This is a genomic window from Pseudolysobacter antarcticus (assembly GCF_004168365.1).
Taxonomy (GTDB): Bacteria; Pseudomonadota; Gammaproteobacteria; order Xanthomonadales; family Rhodanobacteraceae; genus Pseudolysobacter; species Pseudolysobacter antarcticus.
Window position 1 is genome coordinate 4,512,334 of record NZ_CP035704.1, and the last position, 19,325, is coordinate 4,531,658.

General features: G+C 59.2%; 16 protein-coding genes. 7 read left to right on the top strand and 9 right to left on the bottom strand.

Annotated elements, in window-relative coordinates:
* The first annotated feature begins 32 nt into the window (after positions 1-32).
* The 3 genes from hemB to ELE36_RS20890 are packed head-to-tail and all read left to right on the top strand — an operon-like array spanning position 33 to position 2,192.
* Positions 33-1,028: a porphobilinogen synthase gene (hemB, locus tag ELE36_RS19355; RefSeq protein WP_129836230.1), complete on the top strand. Its 996-nt coding sequence runs from the start codon at positions 33-35 to the stop codon at positions 1,026-1,028.
* 46 nt (positions 1,029-1,074) lie between these two features.
* Positions 1,075-1,914, top strand: coding sequence for a shikimate dehydrogenase (gene aroE, locus ELE36_RS19360; RefSeq protein ID WP_129836232.1), 840 nt, complete (start codon positions 1,075-1,077; stop codon positions 1,912-1,914).
* Positions 1,914-2,192 (top strand): YkgJ family cysteine cluster protein, encoded by a 279-nt coding sequence (locus tag ELE36_RS20890; protein ID WP_129836234.1) that lies wholly within the window; start codon positions 1,914-1,916, stop codon positions 2,190-2,192. The genes aroE and ELE36_RS20890 overlap by 1 nt, the downstream gene beginning before the upstream one ends.
* Before the next feature lie 27 nt (positions 2,193-2,219).
* Here ELE36_RS20890 and ELE36_RS20585 read toward each other — a convergent pair whose 3' ends face one another.
* The 3 genes from ELE36_RS20585 to ELE36_RS19380 all read right to left on the bottom strand — a co-directional run bounded on the left by ELE36_RS20585 (position 2,220) and on the right by ELE36_RS19380 (position 4,592).
* Positions 2,220-2,963 carry a GIY-YIG nuclease family protein gene (locus ELE36_RS20585; RefSeq protein WP_207215824.1) on the bottom strand — a complete coding sequence of 248 codons (744 nt, stop codon included), beginning with the start codon at positions 2,961-2,963 and terminating at the stop codon, positions 2,220-2,222.
* Between the two features lie 8 nt (positions 2,964-2,971).
* Positions 2,972-3,961 carry an aldo/keto reductase gene (locus ELE36_RS19375; protein WP_129836236.1) on the bottom strand — a complete coding sequence of 330 codons (990 nt, stop codon included), beginning with the start codon at positions 3,959-3,961 and terminating at the stop codon, positions 2,972-2,974.
* Between the two features lie 97 nt (positions 3,962-4,058).
* Entirely contained in the window at positions 4,059-4,592 is a 534-nt protein-coding gene (locus ELE36_RS19380) for a gamma carbonic anhydrase family protein (RefSeq protein ID WP_129836237.1), read from the bottom strand.
* A gap of 65 nt (positions 4,593-4,657) precedes the next feature.
* On the opposite strand from ELE36_RS19380, the gene ELE36_RS19385 reads away from it, so the two are divergent.
* Positions 4,658-6,076, top strand: coding sequence for a coniferyl aldehyde dehydrogenase (locus ELE36_RS19385; RefSeq protein WP_207215825.1), 1,419 nt, complete (start codon positions 4,658-4,660; stop codon positions 6,074-6,076).
* Positions 6,077-6,212: 136 nt separating this feature from the next.
* On the opposite strand, the gene ELE36_RS19390 is transcribed toward ELE36_RS19385, so the two are convergent.
* From ELE36_RS19390 to pepN, 6 genes are all read right to left on the bottom strand, one after another.
* Positions 6,213-6,680 (bottom strand): YehS family protein, encoded by a 468-nt coding sequence (locus ELE36_RS19390; protein WP_129836241.1) that lies wholly within the window; start codon positions 6,678-6,680, stop codon positions 6,213-6,215.
* Positions 6,681-6,708: 28 nt separating this feature from the next.
* Positions 6,709-9,081, bottom strand: a complete 2,373-nt coding sequence (locus tag ELE36_RS19395; RefSeq protein WP_129836243.1) for a Tex family protein — start codon at positions 9,079-9,081, stop codon at positions 6,709-6,711.
* A 70-nt stretch (positions 9,082-9,151) separates the two neighbouring features.
* Complete coding sequence (locus ELE36_RS19400; protein ID WP_129836245.1) at positions 9,152-9,937, bottom strand: transporter; 786 nt, start codon at positions 9,935-9,937, stop codon at positions 9,152-9,154.
* A gap of 19 nt (positions 9,938-9,956) precedes the next feature.
* Positions 9,957-11,843 (bottom strand): tRNA uridine-5-carboxymethylaminomethyl(34) synthesis enzyme MnmG, encoded by a 1,887-nt coding sequence (mnmG, locus tag ELE36_RS19405; protein ID WP_129836247.1) that lies wholly within the window; start codon positions 11,841-11,843, stop codon positions 9,957-9,959.
* A gap of 523 nt (positions 11,844-12,366) precedes the next feature.
* The gene (locus tag ELE36_RS19410) at positions 12,367-13,788 is read right to left on the bottom strand and encodes a hypothetical protein (RefSeq protein WP_129836249.1); all 1,422 of its coding nucleotides are present in this window, start codon (positions 13,786-13,788) and stop codon (positions 12,367-12,369) included.
* A gap of 304 nt (positions 13,789-14,092) precedes the next feature.
* Positions 14,093-16,738, bottom strand: a complete 2,646-nt coding sequence (gene pepN / locus ELE36_RS19415; protein ID WP_129836251.1) for an aminopeptidase N — start codon at positions 16,736-16,738, stop codon at positions 14,093-14,095.
* Between the two features lie 140 nt (positions 16,739-16,878).
* Here pepN and ELE36_RS19420 point away from each other — a divergent pair, with 140 nt between their 5' ends.
* From ELE36_RS19420 to ELE36_RS19430, 3 genes are all read left to right on the top strand, one after another.
* Entirely contained in the window at positions 16,879-17,832 is a 954-nt protein-coding gene (locus tag ELE36_RS19420; protein WP_129836253.1) for a pyridoxal-phosphate dependent enzyme, read from the top strand.
* 13 nt (positions 17,833-17,845) lie between these two features.
* The gene (locus ELE36_RS19425; protein ID WP_129836255.1) at positions 17,846-18,304 is read left to right on the top strand and encodes a DUF2214 family protein; all 459 of its coding nucleotides are present in this window, start codon (positions 17,846-17,848) and stop codon (positions 18,302-18,304) included.
* A 78-nt stretch (positions 18,305-18,382) separates the two neighbouring features.
* Positions 18,383-18,943 (top strand): hypothetical protein, encoded by a 561-nt coding sequence (locus ELE36_RS19430; RefSeq protein ID WP_129836257.1) that lies wholly within the window; start codon positions 18,383-18,385, stop codon positions 18,941-18,943.
* The last annotated feature ends 382 nt before the right edge of the window (positions 18,944-19,325 follow it).

Here is a 19,325-nt window from a genome sequence, read left to right on the forward strand (position 1 = left end):
ATTGGCGTCTGAGTTATGAATCCGAGGTTGAAATGAGCTATCCGCAAACCCGACTGCGACGCATGCGGCGCGATGCGTTTTCGCGCGCATTGATGCGCGAAAACGTACTGACCGCCGCCGATCTGATCCTGCCAGTGTTCGTGCGCGAAGGTGAAAATATTCGCGAACCGATCGCCTCGATGCCGGGTGTTTCACGCTTGAGCATTGATGAATTGCTCAAAGTTGCGCATGAGGCTCATGCGCTGGGTATTCCGGCGCTGGCGTTGTTTCCGGTGACGCCGCCCGAAGCAAAAAGTCTAGATGCGCGTGAAGCGTGGAATGCCGACGGCCTCGCGCAGCGTGCGGTGCGTGCGCTCAAAGCCGCGCTGCCAGAGCTCGGCGTGATCACCGATATCGCGCTCGATCCGTTCACTACACATGGTCAGGATGGCCTGATCGACGAGAGCGGTTATGTGCTCAACGACGAAACCGTCGCGGCGCTGGTAAAGCAGGCGGTATCGCACGCCGAGGCCGGTGCCGATATCGTCGCACCATCGGACATGATGGACGGCCGCATCGGCGCGATCCGCGCTGCGCTCGAAACAAAGGGTTTGATCCACACGCGCATCCTCGCGTATTCGGCGAAATACGCGTCGGCGTTTTATGGCCCGTTTCGCGACGCGGTTGGTTCGGCGGCGAATCTCGGCAAGGGCAACAAATACACGTATCAAATGGATCCGGCCAATAGCAACGAAGCGTTGCGCGAAGTCGAGCTCGACCTTGCCGAAGGTGCCGACATGGTGATGGTCAAACCCGGCCTGCCGTATCTGGATATCGTGCGCCGCGTGAAGGATAAATTCGGCGCGCCGACGTTCGTTTATCAGGTCAGCGGCGAATACGCGATGCTCAAGGCCGCCGGCCAGAACGGCTGGATCGACGAACGCGCGTGTGTGCTCGAAGCGCTCACGAGCATCAAGCGCGCCGGTGCCGACGCGGTACTCACGTACTTCGCGATCGACGCGGCGCGCTGGCTGCGCGAAACGAAATAATCGCGATCTCACCGCATCGTTGCGCACCTCCACCAAGGACATCGACATGACTTCACACTTTGCCGTTTTCGGCCATCCGATCGCGCATTCGCTGTCGCCGCGTATCCACGCCGCGTACGCGCGCGCCAACGATATCGATCTGGAATATCGCGCGATTGATGCCGCGCCGGAGCACTTCAAAGATCAGCTTGCATCGTTCCATCGCGATGGCGGCGCGGGTGCAAATGTCACCTTGCCGCTGAAGCTGCAGGCCTATGGTTATTGCACCGAACTCAGCGCCGCTGCACAACGCGCCGGCACGGTAAACACCTTGCGCCGCAGCGCCGGCGGCTGGAGCGGACACAACACCGACGGTGCCGGTTTGATCCGCGATCTGACCGAACGTCACTCGCTCGATTTGCGCGACCGCCGCACGTTATTGCTCGGTGCCGGCGGTGCGGCGCGCGGCGTGTTGTGGCCGTTGCTGGATTCCGGTTTGCGCGAACTGGTGATCTGCAATCGCACGGCGGAAACGGCGGATCGCCTGGCCGATAGCGTCGGCGATCCCGCACGAGTACACACCCGTTATTGGGACGATCTCGCGCAACAAGGCAGCTTCGATCTGATCATCAACGCCACCTCCGCCGGTCATGGCGATGGCGCATTTTCATTGCCGTTTTCGCTGATCGGCGCACGCGCGACGTGCTACGACTTGTCGTACGGCAACGCTGCGCGCAGCTTCATCGCGTGGGCGCGTGCAGCGAACGCGGCGCAGGCGCTGGACGGCCTCGGCATGCTGGTCGAACAGGCAGCGGAATCGTTCGAGTTCTGGCACGGCGTGCGTCCCGAAACCGAAGCGGTGTATGCGCAATTGCGCGCGAGTTTTCTCAGCGACGCCGCCGATTGATGTCCAGCGAAACCCTCGCCTGTCGTATCGGCTGTGGCGCGTGCTGCATCGCGCCGTCGATCAGCTCGGCCATCCCGGGTATGCCGCACGGCAAACCCGCCGGCGTGCGCTGCGTGCAACTCAGCGCGGATAATCGTTGTTTGATTTTCGGTCGACCAGAGCGGCCGAAAGTTTGCAGTCGACTGAGTCCGGAGTTTGCGATGTGTGGAGAGTCATCCCAGCAGGCGATGCGGAACATTGCTGTGATGGAAAGTTTGACGTTACCAACCGCTGGCTGATCGAAAATGCGTTGGCTAGTTCGCTATCTACAGCTTCAGGCGGATGGATGTTGGAGAAAAAACCTCCACAACGATGATTCCCAAAAGCTGTGCATTTGCCCTGAACCAGTCACGAAGATTTGTTCCGCCCATGATGCGTGGTGTGCCGTTTGCATTTGCTCTTCGATTGATCGTACCTAATACCGGTTTCGGATCATCCCCCAGAAATAGTTCGATTTTTTCACCATCGGCACCAAAATTTCCCTGAGCTGCAACGCCTACGTTGAAGAAGCCGGACTCGTAATACGTGGATTGCAGAGTGAAGGTAAATGTTGCGCTAATAGGCTGCACCGAATTCGGCTCGTGATCGATAGTCGCCGGAGCCATCACGGGAGTCTTTTCTGTCTTGCCGCCATTCCACTCAGGATTGATTTTCTTGATTAGGTCATCCTCCAGCGCAGCTGCAAGATTCAAGTGAAATTGACCATAGTGCATAAGCCCATTATCCGGCAGCGCGAAAATATCGATCGCTACACCAATGAGTAGCGATTCTCGTATTCGTCGATTGTTTTTGATATTCGTAGTTTGGGTAATACCCGGATTCTTGTATCCGTACATTCTCATGGCAAGTGTGCGAATGGTCTTGCCAACATACTTGACCTGACCATCGCAGACGAAAGCGTAAAGAATATTTTTCTGTGTTGAATGGCGAGTCAGCTCGAATTTCAGCGCGTCATTTTCCAGCAACCAATGACCTGCGGGTTCAAAACCGATGTCTAGTAACCGATCCATGGCCCGTTCTATCGATTCACCGCGCCCATCATCGACTCCGGATAACGCTCGCCCGCGGCCACGCCGATCGGCAGGATTGCTTCGATCTGCTTGAGTTCTTCGGTACTCAGCTGCACGTCCAGCGCGCCGAGATTTTCGTCGAGATAACGGCGCCGTTTGGTGCCAGGAATCGGCACGATGTGTTCGCCCTGAGCCAGCACCCAGGCGAGTGCGAGTTGCGCGGGTTGGCAGCCTTTGGCTTTGGCGAGGGCGCTGACTTTTTCTGCCAGCGCGACATTCTTGGCAAAGTTCTCGCCTCGGAAACGCGGGTTCTGGCGACGGTAATCGTCTGCGGCAAAATCTTCGACACGCTTGATCTGGCCGGTGAGAAATCCGCGTCCGAGCGGGCTGTACGGCACGAGCCCTATGCCGAGTTCGCGGCAAGTCGGCAGGATTTCCGCCTCGATATCACGCGACCACAGCGAGTATTCACTCTGCAACGCGGAGATCGGATGCACCGCATTGGCGCGACGTAACGTTGCAGCCGAGGTTTCGGATAAACCGAGATAGCGCACCTTCCCCTGCTCAACCAGTTTTGCCATTGCGCCGACGGTTTCCTCGATCGGTGTATCGGTCGCAACGCGGTGCAGGTAATACAGATCGATGACCTCGACACCGAGCCGCTTGAGGCTGCCTTCGCAACTCGACTGCACGTATTCCGGGCTGCCGTTGATCGCGCGTTTCGACGGATCGTTGGGATCGCGCTCGAAACCGAATTTGGTCGCGATCACCACTTCGCTGCGTCGTGCCGCCAATGCGAAGCCTAGCAATTCTTCGTTGATGTAGGGGCCGTACATGTCAGCGGTGTCGAAAAAATTGATGCCTTGATCGAGCGCATGGTGGATCGTGGCAACGGATTCCTCGTCATCGCGCGCGCCGTAGAACTCGCTCATGCCCATGCAACCAAGGCCGAGTTCGGAAACTTTCAAGCCGGATTTTCCGAGGGTGCGGTAATGCATAAACAAACGCTCCAGAGTGATGTTGCGAAACCGACGCCGGGCAGAACAGTCATATCATGCCGGCCGCGTCATTTCGATAAAGACGAATGTGCGACAGTCAGCCTGCCGCCAGATATTCGTCTTTCAGTCGCACGTAATGTGCTGCCGAATAATGCAACTGTTCAAGTTCGCGTTCTGTCAATTTTCTGGCGAAACGCGCCGGATTGCCGAGCCACAACTCGCCCTCCCCGATGATCTTGCCGGGCGACACCACCGCGCCTGCGCCGATAAACGCATTTTTCTTCACCACCGCGCCGTCGAGCACGCGCGCGCCCATACCGATCAGGCACGCATCCTCGATCGTGCAACCGTGCAGGATCGCGCCGTGGCCGACGGTGACATCGGCACCGATCAACAACGGTTTCCCGCCCGGCGTGAACGGGCCATCGTGCGTGACATGCAGCACGCAGCCGTCCTGGATATTGCTGCGCGCGCCGATGCGGATAAAATTGACGTCGCCGCGCGCGGCCACACACGGCCAGATCGAAACATCATCATCGAGCTCGATATCGCCGACCAGCACCGCGCTGCTATCGATATAGACGTTCTTGCCAAGGCGCGGCAACTGGCCGCGATACGCACGTAAATTCATCGGAATCACCACACGGGGAAAGCCGGAATGTTAGCATCCGACCACGCACCCGCCGCGAGATAACCATGAACGCACAATTGCAAACTGCCGCGACCATCACCCCGGATCTTTCCAGCGTATTAAAACGCTTGCGCGAGGCGCAGCGACGGCAGGTGCCGGACTACGCACAACGCATGGACGATCTCGCGCGCTTGCGCAGCGCATTCAAGGCGCGGCTCGAAGAATTTGCCACGGCGATGAGTGCGGATTTCGGCCAGCGTTCGCGCCACGAATCCTTGCTCAGCGATGGCATGACCGTGCTCAACGAGATAAGTCATCTGCGCTCGCACCTGCGCGGCTGGATGCGGCCAAAACGTGCGATGGCGGATATGAATTTCTGGCCGGCGACCACCGAGATTCGTTATCAGCCGCTCGGTGTGGTCGGCATTATTTCGCCGTGGAATTATCCGGTGAATCTCGCGCTGATGCCGCTCGCCGCGGCGATCGCGGCAGGCAATCACGTCATGCTGAAACCGTCCGAACATACACCGCGCACGGCCGAACTTTTACAGGTTTTACTCAGCGAAGTTTTTCCCGCGGATCGCGTTGCGACCATCCTCGGCGGTGCCGATGTCGCTGCCGATTTTTCGGCGTTACCGCTCGATCATTTGTTCTTCACCGGCTCGACCCAGGTCGGGCGCATGGTGATGGCCGCGGCGGCGCCGAACCTGACCCCGATCACGCTCGAACTCGGCGGCAAATCGCCCGCGATCATCGCGCCGGATTATCCGGTGAAAACCGCGGTGGAACGCATCGCCAGCGGCAAGTTTCTCAACGCCGGACAGACCTGCATCGCGCCGGATTATGTGCTGCTGTCACGCGCGATGATTCCGGATTTCGTCGAGGCGATGCGCGTGACGATTGCGGCGCGTTATCCCGACCTCGGCACCAGCCCCGACTACACCAGCATCGTCAACGATCGGCAATATCAACGCCTCGTCGGGTATCTCGATGAAGCGCGCGCAGCCGGCGCCGACGTGATCCAGTTCGGCACAGGCGATGCGGCGCGGCGCATCCTGCCGCCGACGCTGGTATTGAATGCGGGCGAAAATCTCAAGCTCATGCACGACGAATTGTTCGGCCCGATCCTGCCGTTGATCGCGACGGATTCGGTCGATGCCGCGGTCGATTACATCAACGATCGGCCACGCCCGCTCGCGCTATATCACTTCGATCACGACAAGCAGCGCACCGAGAGCGTGCTCAATCGTACCGTCGCTGGCGGCGTGGCGGTCAACGACACCGTGTTCCAGATCGCACAGAGCAAGCTGCCGTTCGGCGGCGTCGGCCCGTCCGGCATGGGCCACTATCACGGCCGTGACAGTTTCCTGACTTTCAGCAAGCAGAAACCGGTGTTGTATCAGGCGCGTTTCAGCACGCTCTCGCTACTGCGTCCGCCGTATGCGAAGGCGGCAGATTTTCTGCTGAAACTTCTGATCCGTTGAGCGCTGCGCCAGTCGGCTATCGAGGCACGAAAGCCTCGCGAAGAAATAAAGAACCCGTCATTGACCAGCTTCGCTGTTGAAAAACGCTTCAGCGAAGGCTGGAATGACGGTGCTTTTTTCTGAGTCCCTGAATTGTTCAGCCGCGCACGCGCAAGGTCAAACCCTTAAGAAAATTTCGTAGCAGCTGATCGCCGCAATCGCGATAGTTGCGATGCCCGACCTGGCGGAACAAGGCATTCAGTTCCGGCTTGGAAACGGGAAACCCAGCTGCCAACAAAATCGCGTGCATGTCAGCATCTTTCAGCTCGAACGCGACGCGTAATTTTTTCAGCACGACGTTGTTGCTCATACGCGCCTCGGCCGGGCGCGCCGGCAGACTTTCGTCTTTGCCGCGCTTGAAAAACACCAGGCCATCGAGAAAATTCGCTAGCGTCTTGTCATTGCAATCGCGATAACCTTCGAGGTCTTCGCGCTGCAGAAATGCCGTGACATCGGCTTTCTCGATCGTACTTTCCGGCTGCGCGAGCTGGATGATCTCGACGATCTTCGCATCGCTGAAATCCAGCATGTAGCGCACGCTGCGCAACACATCGTTATTGATCACTTTGCATCCTTCATTAGTTGCGCTTGCATTAGTTACGCTTGGCTTTGGCGAACGCATCGGCGAACGCATTGCTGCCCGGCGCGGCGGCAGGTTTCTGCGGCGCGCGCGAGCTGGAAATATCACGCGGCGCCGAACGTCCTCCGCGCTCCTCACGCCGCGGGCTGGCAGTAACACCCGGCGCGCGCGCTTCGGGAATCGGATCGTCCATGCGCATGCTCAAGGCGATGCGTTTGCGCGGCAGATCGACTTCGAGCACCTTGACCTTGACCACGTCGCCGGCCTTGACCACTTCACGCGGATCCTTGACGAATTTATTCGACAGCGCCGAGACATGCACGAGGCCATCCTGATGCACGCCGAGATCGATGAACGCGCCGAATGCGGCGACGTTGCTGACCACGCCTTCGAGGATCATGCCGGGCTTGAGATCGCGGATATCTTCGACACCGTCGGCGAAGGTTGCGGTCTTGAATTCGGGACGCGGATCGCGGCCCGGTTTATCGAGTTCCTTGAGGATGTCGCGCACCGTCGGCAGGCCGAATTTTTCATCGGTGTAATCGGTCGCGTTCACGCTTTTGAGAAACGCGCTGTCGCCGATCACCTGCTTCACTTCGCGCCCGCAATTTTTCAGAATGCGTTGCACTAGTGGATACGCTTCGGGATGCACGCTCGATGCGTCGAGCGGATTTTCACCGTCGGCGATGCGCAGGAATCCAGCGCATTGCTCGAACGCCTTGTCGCCGAGACGCGGCACTTTCAGCAAATCCTTGCGCGATTTGAACGCGCCGTGTTCGTCGCGAAACTTGACGATATTTTCGGCGACGCCGGGCGAGAGTCCCGCGACGCGCGCGAGCAACGCGCCCGATGCGGTGTTCGCATCCACGCCGACCGCATTCACACAATCCTCGACGCGCGCATCGAGTGCGCGGGCGAGTTTCACCTGATTTACATCGTGCTGATATTGGCCGACACCGATCGACTTCGGATCGATCTTCACGAGTTCGGCCAGCGGATCCTGCAAGCGTCGCGCAATCGACACCGCACCACGCAGGCTGACATCGAGTTCGGGAAATTCTTTCGCGGCAAGTTCGGATGCCGAATATACCGACGCACCGGCTTCGGAAACCACGATCTTGCTGAGCGTGAATTCCGGATGTTTTTTCATGAGCTCAGCGGCGAGTCGATCAGTTTCGCGCGAGGCGGTACCGTTGCCGATCGCGATCAGATTCACGCCGAACGCCTTGCATGCAGTCGCGAGTTGCGCGATCGATTCGTCCCATTGCTTGCGCGGTTCGTGCGGATAAATCGTGTGCGTGCCGAGCAGCTTTCCGGTGCCATCGACCACGGCCACTTTCACGCCGGTGCGAATGCCGGGATCGAGCCCCATCACCACTTTCGGACCGGCCGGTGCGGCCAACATGAGGTCTTTCAGGTTATCGCCGAAAACGCGTATGGCTTCGTCTTCAGCGGCTTCGCGCACACGACCGAACAGATCGAGCGTGAGATGCAGATGCAGCTTGATTCGCCAGGTTTGGCGACAGGTTTCGAGCAGCCATACGTCCGCTGCACGCTGGCGATTGTCGATAGCAAAACGCGTCGCGACACGGCCTTCGCCATACGCATGGCCGGCGAGCACGGCCGGATCGGGCGCACCTTCCACTCGCGCCACGGAACTCGCGGCCAGCGGCTCGAGTTCGATATCGAGAAAACCTTCGTTGCGTGCGCGAAACAGCGCGAGCAGGCGATGCGACGGAATGCTCTTGATCGCCTCGGCATGATCGAAATAATCGGCGAATTTGGCCCCTTCGTTTTCCTTGCCTTTGACCACATGCGCGCGGATCTGGCCGTTACCCCAGAGCCAGTCGCGCAGCTCGCCGAGCAGCGCCGGATCTTCGGAAAATTCTTCGAGCAAAATCGCGCGCGCGCCATCCAGCGCAGCCTTGCTATCGGCGATATTTTTCTCGGCGCTGATGAACTGTTGCGCGAACGTTTCCGGTGTCAATGTCGGATCATCGCGCAAGCCGTGTGCGAGCGGTTCTAGCCCGGCTTCGCGCGCGATCTGCGCTTTGGTGCGGCGTTTCGGTTTGTACGGCAGATACAAATCTTCGAGTCGCGATTTGGTATCGGCGGCCTCGATCTCTCGCTTCAATTCGTCGCTGAGTTTGCCCTGTTCGCTGATGCTTTCGAGAATCGCTGCGCGGCGTTCTTCGAGCTCGCGCAGATAACGCAGGCGATCTTCGAGCAATCGCAGTTGCGTATCGTCGAGACCCTCGGTGGCTTCCTTGCGATAGCGCGCGATGAACGGCACGGTCGCACCGCCATCCAGCAGATCGACGGCGGCTTGCACTTGATGCGGTTTGGCCGCGATTTCTACAGCGATTCGTTGTTCGATAGTCAGCATGATTTTGGCGTGAGTGTGCTCAAGGTGTTGGAAAGTTGGGATGGCGGCGCGGTATCGCCCGCGTGCGAATTCAGAACGGTTTGCCGATCAACCAGGTCACGCCGGCAAAAAATGTGCGGTCGTGGGCGGCGTGGTTGAGCTGGTAGGCGAAACCGGTATCGAACACCACGCGTGGCGACGCATTGTAGTTGATTGCGGCGAGCAGTTCCGAGGTCGAGCCGGCGCTGGTTTGATGCGTGCCGGAAAGTTCCACCGCGCCGCCGAGCTGCTCGTTGAACGGTCGCGACAGACTTGCCGCCCAGGTTTGCTGGATGCGGCTGGTGCCGGGGATGGCATCGCCGATGCGCACCGCGCCAGCATTGAGATCGATGTGATTGGTGCCGAAGTTGGTACTCAGAATCGCATTGAAAAGATAATTGGTTTTGCCATAACCCAGTCCGTTGCGCGACGTCGGCGATTGAAACCCGGCCTCGAAACCGAGCGCAGTATCGGCGCTGAGAGGAAAACGCTGTTTCCATTCGAGGAACGTATCGCCGAGGCCGTTCAAGCTCGACCCACCCGGAAAGGTTTGGGCGATATGTGCATCGCCGCCGAGCAGGATGCCGGAAGTATCACTGAACGCATATTTGAACAGATACGGCACGCTATCGCGACGTGAATCGTCGGCCGCGAGAATGCGTTGCAGACCACCTTCAAACTCGATGTAACCGGGCGCGGAAAGATCCGCCGGATTGGAAATGGTCGGGCGATACGGCGTGGCGCTCGGCTCGTCCTCGGCGTGCGCGTGATCAACCGCCAGGCTTGCGACCAGCAACAAAACCAGCCGCACACCAATCCTTTGCGCGAAAAAAGTCATGGATTGTCCTTGTGCCGATTCAGGCGACGCGACGATGGCCGCGACGCGTCAGATGCACCAGCAGTAGCGAGATCGCCGCCGGCGTGACGCCGGAAATCCGCATCGCCTGGCCGACCGTCTGCGGTTGTATACTTTGCAACTTTTGTTGCACTTCCGCGGACAGGCCGTGCACCTGCAGATAATCGAACGCGGCGGGGATCGCGGTTTCCTCGTGACGTTTCTGCCGCGCGATTTCCTCGCGCTGGCGTTCGAGATAACCGGAATACTTGGCCTGCACTTCGACTTGGCCGGCAACCTTGTCATCGTCCACGCCCGGCGCGATGCCGGCGACACGGCGCAGCGCGGCGTAATCGAGTTCGGGGCGGCGCAGCAAATCCAGCGCATGTGTTTCGCGCGTCAGCGTGATGCCCAGCGTCGCTTCGACTTCACGCCCGAGCGCATTGCCCGGCGCCGCCCACAGCGAACGCAAACGCGCGGTTTCGTGCTCGACCGCCTCGCGCTTGCGACACAGCGCGGTGTAATGCGTGTCGCTGACACAACCGAGGCCATGGCCGATTTCGGTCAGACGCAGATCGGCATTGTCCTCGCGCAGATGCAGGCGATATTCGGCGCGCGACGTGAACATGCGATACGGCTCGATGGTGCCGTTGGTGATCAGATCGTCGATCAGCACACCGATGTAGGCCTCGTCACGGCGCGGGCTCCACGCTTCTTTTCCTTGCGCCTGACGCGCCGCGTTGAGGCCCGCGATCAAGCCTTGCGCGGCGGCTTCTTCGTAGCCCGTGGTGCCATTGATCTGGCCGGCGAAAAACAGGCCGTCGATCGCTTTGGTTTCGAGGCTGGCCTTGAGTCCACGCGGATCGAAATAATCGTATTCGATGGCGTAACCCGGGCGCGTGATATGTGCGTTCTCGAAACCCTTGATCGAGCGCACCAGTTCGAGCTGCACATCGAACGGCAACGACGTGGAAATGCCATTCGGATAAATCTCGTGCGTATGCAAACCTTCCGGCTCGATGAAAATCTGATGCGAGGCTTTCTCGGCGAAACGCACCACCTTGTCTTCGATCGACGGGCAATAACGTGGCCCGGTGCCTTCGATCTTGCCGGTGTACAGCGGCGAGCGATCCAGCGCACCGCGAATGATTTCATGCGTGCGCTCGCTGGTGTGGGTGATCCAGCACGACACCTGCGGCGGATGATCAGTCACATTGCCACTGAACGAAAACACCGGCATCGGGGTATCGCCGGGCTGCTCTTCGAGGCCGCTGAAATCAATGCTGCGGCCATCGATGCGCGGCGGTGTGCCGGTTTTCAGACGCCCGACCTGGATCGGCAATTCGCGCATGCGTTCGGCCAGTTGCTGCGCTGGCGGATCGCCCGCGCGACCGCCGCGATAATTGGCGAAACCGATGTGGATCAATCCGGCGAGAAAGGTACCGGCGGTCAGCACCACGGTCTGCGCACGAAAGCGCAAACCCATCTGCGTAACCACACCGCGCACGCGCGCGCCTTCGATTATCAGATCATCTACACCTTGCTGGAATAGCGTGAGATTCGGCTGATTCTCGACTTGCTCGCGGATCGCGGCGCGGTACAGCATGCGATCGGCTTGGCAACGCGTCGCGCGCACGGCGGGACCTTTCGACGCGTTCAAGGTGCGCCACTGGATGCCGGCGCGATCCGCCGCGCGCGCCATGACGCCACCAAGCGCATCGATCTCGCGCACCAGATGGCCCTTGCCAATGCCGCCGATGGCCGGGTTGCAACTCATCTGGCCGATGGTTTCGATATTGTGGCTGAGCAGCAAGGTGCGCGCGCCGATACGCGCCGCAGCCAGTGCCGCTTCGGTACCGGCGTGGCCGCCACCGACCACGATCACATCGAATTGCTGTTGAAAATCCATGGTGGTAGTCGCTTTATCGCTGACTGAAAACAGGGCGCCATTCTATCCGAGCTACCCGGCACACGCTTGGCACGACTTCTGCTTAGGTATTCTCGCACTCTCGTTGGTGCACGGCGCGGCAAGGTTAGCGCGACGGCAGTTGGAGGTCAGGGGCCGACGCGCACCAAACGAGGGGAAGCCCAGGGAATGTAGGGCTTTCAGGAAGAAAGGGTCTGACGCCCGGCGGCCATAGGAACAGGGGGAATCCAAGAGGGCCGTATTGCCGGGCGTCAGATTTATATGCAGTCGCGTGAAGTTCGCCACGACTGACGTTAGTTACCTGAGTATCTCGCTCTCTCCCGCGCTTACCCAGTTTTGTCTGCAAAGGCTTGTGGCCTTCTTGACGAGTGATTCGGCGTTGAACGTCACTTTACGACGCGATGTGACGCAAAGCAATTATGCTGTGACAAACGCTGTCACACAAGTGATCTTGTGTGACATGCCTGTTTTTCGCTTTCAGCAGATTTTGCCGCACCGCGACGGCCTATTGACGATGTCCGCTGGATCCAGAGCTGCGCGACGAGGAAGATGGCGCCGATCGCGCTCCGCTGCTAGAACGTCCGGCTGAGCTGCGCGCTTCGCCACCACCGCGGCTGGCCTGACCACCACCGCCATACGGCCCCTGGAAGCCGCCTCGCGAACCGGACATGTAACCGCGCGGCGCGGCGCTGTGATCCGCCTTGGGCGACGCATATTCATGCGCCATGTAACCACCGGTGTAAGACTGCTTCGCGCCGTTTGCAGAGCCGCGATATGCATAACCGCCGCTATTGCGGTAGTTCGGTTGACTGCGATAACTGTTGCCTGCGCGCTGCTGGCTCGAATAATTCTGGGCAGCACCGGAATATTGCGAACTCGAGCGCAAGCCGTTGGAATAATTCTGCTGCCTCGACGGCGATGACGAATTGATCGCCGCACCTTCGCGACGATTATTCAGCCCCGCGGCAGCACCGCCGCGCGATTGATCACGATACGACGCCGAAGGCATCACCGGCGAATTCGGCATCGGCCGATTACCGGCGCTCGCGCCTGCAGAGTAGCCAGCGCGCGCATTACCACGCTCGCCGTAACTGTTGCCGTTCGCAGCACGATCGCCCGGATTGCCTGACGCGCTATTGCGTAGCGCACCGTTCTGCCCGGCAAAACCGCTGCTGCGCTGCTGCGCATTGCCCTGCGTCACTCGCGAGTTGCCCACGCCAGCGCGTTGACCGCCCCATGTCGGCAAGCCGGCAACACCGCCGCGCGAATTGATCGAATTGCCGCGTGCCGAAAATCCGTGGCTACCACGATTGCCACCAAACGATGCGACCCGCGCGGCTTCATTGCGCGCGCTGCCGAAACGACGATTCGGATAGTAGTGGCCGTAGTTGGGATAGTTGTGGCGCCAGTAACCCCAGTTGTAATAGTTATCCCAATACGCTGAGCGCCACGGCGAGAAACCGAAGCCAAAACTCAAGCCCAGCCCCCAGCCGAATCCGCCGTAACCCGCGCCATAGAAACCGCTCGGATAAAAAGTCACACCGGGATAAAAGTACGGCGATGCATACGGATAATAATAATTGCCGTAGACCGGCCACAACGAGCTGTAATAAGCCGGATATTCGATGTAGTCGGGAACGTCCGCATAGCCGCCCGTGTCGTCGTCGTAGTCGCCGCCCTGCTGATCTTCGGCGTAGTTGCCATAACCGGACGCAGTGTCATCGTCGCGCGCGCGATCCGCATAATTGCCACTATCCGCAGCGGGATCCACATCGCCGCGCGCATCATCGGGGCGCGCATCGCGATTGGCGTAGTTATCGGCATACGCGCCTTCGGGCGCCGGCGCGTCGTAACGCACATAGTTCGGCGGCTGCACCACACAACCGCTGAGCGCCAGCGCGGCCAATAACAGAATGAAGCGTGACATGATCGATTCTCCTACCCCACGTTTATGTGCTGAAGCTAGGCTCAAGGCAGTGAATTACGCCTGAACTCACAATGTTTAACGTGTGGGCACCAGAATGGTTGTCAACGCGATCATTGCCGTTCAGCCAACCGACTATGAGCGAAGGTTCATTGAGCGTGGCGAGATCGTGGATTGCGTGGTCACCAACAATTTTTCGCATCATCCTTTCGGCATGACGATAACAGCCACCGCCGCCACGGCTGCAGATAAAACACAGCCTGCAATGCGTTACCGCGTTACATTCGCGCGACAACCCAGGAAAATCTCAGGCCAGCGCGCGCTGCAGGATGTCGCGCAAGTCCGGTGACAACGTTGGCAGCTCGATCAGTCTTTGCAACTCGCTCTGCATCAAGGCGCGGCGGTGCGGCTCGTAACGTCGCCACTCCTTGAAACTCGCGGCCAGGCGCGCGGCGACTTGCGGATTGATCGCATCAAGGCGCTGCACGCACGCGCCGAAATACGCATAACCGGCGCCGTCGGCACGATGAAACGCGTGCAGGTTGCGGGCCAGAGTCATGAACAACGCATACACCTTGTTCGGATTATTCCAGCGAAAATCCGCGCGTTCGGTCAAAGCCTGCACTGTATCCAGCGTATCTGCATGCGGCCGCGCGGCCTGCACGGCAAACCACTTGTCGAGGACGAGCGCATCATCAGCATGGCGCGCGTGAAAAGCCGCCAACGCATGCTCCGCCGGTTCACCCCCGGCGCGCACCAGACAGACCAGCGCAGCGAGGCTGTCGGTCATGCAGCGCGCGTTCTCGAACTGGTTTAGCGCGCGCACGATTCCAGCGGCATCGTTGCGCGAGCAGAGCAAATCGAGGCAACGATTTTTCAGGCGTCGACGTGCTGGCGCGCGCGCCTCGACCGCACCAGTTTCATCGGCGCTCAGCGCGTCGTAACGTGCAAGCACGCGCGCATGCAAAACCATTGCGATATTTTTTTCGAGCGCGCCGATCCGCGCATGCACAACATCGGGATCGATCTCGGCCAAACGCTCGGCGAGGATCGAATCAGCGGGCAAACTCAACAGTTGCGCGAGCAACGCCGGATCGAGCGTTGCATCGTCCATCGCCGCGGCCAGACCGTCGTTCATTGCGACCAGGGTTGTCGCATCATTCACGTCGGCATCGAACAAACGTGTCATCAGCGCCTGCGCTGCCATCCAGCGATTGCAACCATCACTGTCGGCCCGCAACAGCAGCGCGAGATCGTCCGCGCTCACATCGAACTGCGGCAATACCGGCGCCGAATATCCGCGCAATAACGACGGCACTGGCGGCGCAAAAACATCCTCGAACACCAACGTCATACTGTCGCGATCGAGCACGAACACACGCTCGATTCCGCTCGCTGCAACTTCGCCGGCAAGCCGCAACGGCACTGCATCGCCATTCGGCAGATACAAACTCAGCGCTACCGGAATCGGCAAAGGCGAATTGTCCGCCGCCAATAAAATCGACGCGACTTGCTGCGACAACTGCAAATGATAGGTGCGAGTCGCAGCATCGTAACGGCCATTGGCGCTGAGTCGCGGCGTGCCGGCTTGGCGATACCAGCTCAGGTAATTCGATAAGTCGGTTTTGTTGGCATCACCGAGCGCGGCCAAAAAATCTTCGACCGTGGCGGCTTGCCCATCGTGCCGCGCGAAGTACAAATCCATGCCGCGGCGGAATCCGTCACGACCCAATGCCACGGCCAGCATGCGCACGATTTCCGCGCCTTTTTCGTAGATCGTGGCGGTGTAGAAATTATTGATTTCGAGATAGTGCTCGGGCCGTACCGCATGCGCGAGCGGGCCGGCGTCTTCGGCAAATTGCGCGCGCCACAACGTTTGCACATCCTCGATGCGCTTGAGCGATCGCGAGCCCATATCGGCGCAGAATTCCTGCTCGCGATATACCGTCAAGCCTTCTTTCAAACTCAGCTGAAACCAGTCGCGGCACGTGACGCGATTGCCGGTCCAGTTGTGGAAATATTCATGCGCGACCACGGCCTCCACATGCGCAAAATCCGCATCGGTGCTGGTCTGCATATTGGCCAGCAGATATTTTGCGTTGAAGATATTGAGACCCTTGTTCTCCATCGCGCCCATCGTGAAATCGTGCGTGGCGACGATATTGAATACATCGAGATCGTAGGCGCGACCGAATTTTTCCTCGTCCCAGCGCATCGAATGTTTGAGGCTTCGCATGGCGTGATCGCACTGCGCGATCGCATTCGCCTCAGCATAAATGCGCAGGCAGACATCGCGACCTTCGCTGGTGCGATAGTGGTCTTCGATATGTTCGAGCTTTCCCGCGACCAGCGCGAACAAATAACTCGGTTTCGGATGCGGATCGAGCCAGCGCGCCCAATGCCGTCCGTCCGGCAATTCACCCGCGCCGTCAGGATTGCCGTTCGCCAGCAGCACCGGATACCGCGCGCGATCGGCGCGCAACATCACGCTGTAGCGTGCGAGCACATCCGGGCGATCAGTAAAAAACGTGATGCGCCGAAACCCTTCGGCTTCGCATTGCGTGAGCAGAAACCCGGCCTCGTGCGAGCCGCTTAGATAGAGGCCTTGCAACGCTGTATTGAGCTCCGGTGCGATGCGTACGCGCGTGCGCAAACGCACGTTGCCGCGTGCGTGGGGCACAGTCAAGCCATTTGCATCGAGTTGGTAATCCGCGGGCGATAATTCGCACCCATCCAGAGAAATTTCCAGCAACTCCAGCGCTTCGCCATGAAGAAATAACGCGGCATCCGCTTGCGCGGGATCCTGCTGCAATTCCAGCTCGGCCAGCACCTCGGTCTGCGCTGCGTCCAGATCGAATTCCAGCGCGACATTGCGCACCGACCACGCCGGCGCGCGATAGTCGTGCAGATATACCGGTGCGCGCTGCGCGGCGGTCAATTCCGATGCACTCATAAATCCATCAACTCGATCAGGTTATCGGCACACAGTTTGACTGCTCATCGCCACGCTGTCGAAGGCCACCTGCCGATCTGCACTGGTCAGCGCGCGGGCGCGGCGTGTATGGTTATCGTTCCGCCAAAATCCCTCTGCTTATGTCGCCTTTAATCGTTCCCACGCTCGCTGATATTCATACCGCCGCCACGCGCATTGCGCCGTACGCGCATCGCACACCGGTGTTGCGTTCGCGCGGAGTGGATGCCTTGGTCGGTGCCGAATTGTTTTTCAAATGTGAGAATTTTCAGCGCGTCGGCGCATTCAAGTTTCGCGGTGCATGCAACGCCGTGTGGGCGCTGGATGATGCGGTCGCGCAACGCGGCGTGGTCACGCATTCGTCCGGTAATCACGGCGCGGCGCTCGCACTGGCGGCGAGCACGCGCGGCATCAAGGCGCATGTGATCGTGCCCGAAGGCGCGGTGAAATCCAAACTCGCTGCGATCGAAAATTACGGCGCGATCCTGCATCGCTGCGCCGCCACGATTGCCGCACGCGAGGAAGCTGCCGAACGCGTGCGCCATGAAACCGGCGCCACGCTGGTGCATCCGTATACCGATCCGCACGTGATCGCCGGACAAGGCACGGCAACGCTGGAACTGCTGAACGAGATCACCGAACTCGATGCCTTGATCGCACCGCTCGGCGGCGGCGGACTGATCGGCGGCTCGGCGATTGCGGCGAAATCGCAATTCCCGACGATGCAAATTTTCGCCGCCGAGCCGGAAGGCGCAGCCGATGGTTTTGCATCGCTGCAGCGTGGCGAGCGCGTGACCGATATCGTGCCGAACACGATTTGCGATGGCCTGCGCGGCACCATCGGCGCGATCAATCTGCACCTGCTGCAACTTTACGGCGTGGATGTTTTATTGGTCAGCGATAGCGAAACGATTGCCGCGATGCGGCTGATCTGGGACCGGATGAAGATCGTCGTCGAAGCATCGTGCGCCACCGTGCTGGCCGCATTGATAAAAAACCGCGAACGCTTTCAAGGCCAGCGCATCGGCCTGATTATTTCCGGCGGCAATGTCGATTTGTCCGACCTGCCGTGGTGAGTGAAGGATAAACATGATCATTGATGCCGTACTCGCCTACCTGCATTTCCTCAGCATTTTTTTCCTCGCTTTCACGCTGCTGCGCGAATGGGCGTTGTTGCGCGGCGGGCCGCCAGCGCTCGATATCAAAGCGCTGGTACGCACCGATCGGCATTATTTGTATGCGGCAATCGCAGTGCTCGCGAGCGGCCTCGGTCGTGTGCTGCTCGGCATAAAACCTTGGGCATTTTATGCGCACAATCCGGTGCTCCACGTCAAGATCGGATTGTTCGTGCTGATCGGAATCCTGTCGATCCAGCCGACGCTCGCGTTCATCCGCTGGCGCCGCGCGCAAGCCGCCGATGCGGACTATCGCGTCGCGCCGAACGACTGGCGATTCGTACGCCGCATGCTACTTATCGAACTGCATCTGCTCGCGCTGATTCCGCTGCTCGCCACGCTGATGGCGCGCGGTGTTGGTTTGCATAGCTAAAATAACGCTGCACGGGTTACTTGTTGTCGCGATTCCCGCCGCCTCGCGCGGCGCGTTGATTCAAATATTAGGGTGTACATGAATAGCTACTCGTTGCCCATATCCACCGAGACTGGAGCCGCCCTCGCGGCGCTTCGCGCCGGCGTATCGCATATCGGAGTCATCGGTCGAGCCAATGGATTGGAGGGTGTCTTTGGTTGCGTTCTCGAAACCAAGTCCGGTCAGATAATCGAGATTCGCGCACAGGGAGATTATCTTGAGTACAAGTTTGAGGTTTTTTCGGTCGGCGCTTCTATCACTACAACGGCTCAGTTCGAAGAGATGCAGGTACTTTCATTAGTCGGGCCTGTTCAGGTGCTTCTACTGCAGACGGAAGATTGGCTCGACCCCGGCGTTTCTTGTGAGGGAGCGCTGGGTCAGAATCCGATCATGCAATGCCGAGGTCAGCCAGGCGGAGCGCCATCCACCGCAGTAGCTGCTTGTACATATTTTGGAGGCGTAGAGCTTCGCGATGCCAACGGACTTACTGTAACCATCGCCACCTTGGCCTTCCCGTGCGCAATCCATGTAAGTGCAGTTGAAAAAACTGGCAAGATTGATCGAAATGCATTCTGCGGCATTGCACTTGGTTCTGCGTAATCCTTCCTTCAAGCCGATCCTCGCCAGCCGCTTCGCCACTTGGCGTGATCTGCTTTAAGTCAAACTTGAGGCTGCAGTGAACGCTACTTTGAAGCACACTCTAAATCTTGCAGTCGTCGGCGCTGGGCTCGCATTGCTGTATTTGTCCTTCAAAGCGGCTATGTGCGTCTTCGCCGCAGCGACATTTTCTCACGGCATCATTGGCGCGTATCGGCGAAAAATTACAGTCCACGGCAGGCGCGGCCCCAGCAAGACTTATGTTGGTCGGGCAGCAGTTCATGAGGGACTATTCACCGCATTCTTAGGGCTTACGTTTGCTCTTATGGCGGCGTTCTTCTTTTGGCTTCTTCCCTTGTGGCAGCATTAGCCTAACTAGATCGGA

Bases quoted from the DNA above. Each gene is read 5' to 3' on its own strand.
- hemB (WP_129836230.1), top strand. From the start codon at position 33: ATGAGCTATCCGCAAACCCGACTGCGACGCATGCGGCGCGATGCGTTT.
- aroE (WP_129836232.1), top strand. From the start codon at position 1,075: ATGACTTCACACTTTGCCGTTTTCGGCCATCCGATCGCGCATTCGCTG.
- ELE36_RS20890 (WP_129836234.1), top strand. From the start codon at position 1,914: ATGTCCAGCGAAACCCTCGCCTGTCGTATCGGCTGTGGCGCGTGCTGC.
- ELE36_RS20585 (WP_207215824.1), bottom strand. From the start codon at position 2,963: ATGGATCGGTTACTAGACATCGGTTTTGAACCCGCAGGTCATTGGTTG.
- ELE36_RS19375 (WP_129836236.1), bottom strand. From the start codon at position 3,961: ATGCATTACCGCACCCTCGGAAAATCCGGCTTGAAAGTTTCCGAACTC.
- ELE36_RS19380 (WP_129836237.1), bottom strand. From the start codon at position 4,592: ATGAATTTACGTGCGTATCGCGGCCAGTTGCCGCGCCTTGGCAAGAAC.
- ELE36_RS19385 (WP_207215825.1), top strand. From the start codon at position 4,658: ATGAACGCACAATTGCAAACTGCCGCGACCATCACCCCGGATCTTTCC.
- ELE36_RS19395 (WP_129836243.1), bottom strand. From the start codon at position 9,081: ATGCTGACTATCGAACAACGAATCGCTGTAGAAATCGCGGCCAAACCG.
- ELE36_RS19400 (WP_129836245.1), bottom strand. From the start codon at position 9,937: ATGACTTTTTTCGCGCAAAGGATTGGTGTGCGGCTGGTTTTGTTGCTG.
- mnmG (WP_129836247.1), bottom strand. From the start codon at position 11,843: ATGGATTTTCAACAGCAATTCGATGTGATCGTGGTCGGTGGCGGCCAC.
- ELE36_RS19410 (WP_129836249.1), bottom strand. From the start codon at position 13,788: ATGTCACGCTTCATTCTGTTATTGGCCGCGCTGGCGCTCAGCGGTTGT.
- pepN (WP_129836251.1), bottom strand. From the start codon at position 16,738: ATGAGTGCATCGGAATTGACCGCCGCGCAGCGCGCACCGGTATATCTG.
- ELE36_RS19420 (WP_129836253.1), top strand. From the start codon at position 16,879: ATGTCGCCTTTAATCGTTCCCACGCTCGCTGATATTCATACCGCCGCC.
- ELE36_RS19425 (WP_129836255.1), top strand. From the start codon at position 17,846: ATGATCATTGATGCCGTACTCGCCTACCTGCATTTCCTCAGCATTTTT.
- ELE36_RS19430 (WP_129836257.1), top strand. From the start codon at position 18,383: ATGAATAGCTACTCGTTGCCCATATCCACCGAGACTGGAGCCGCCCTC.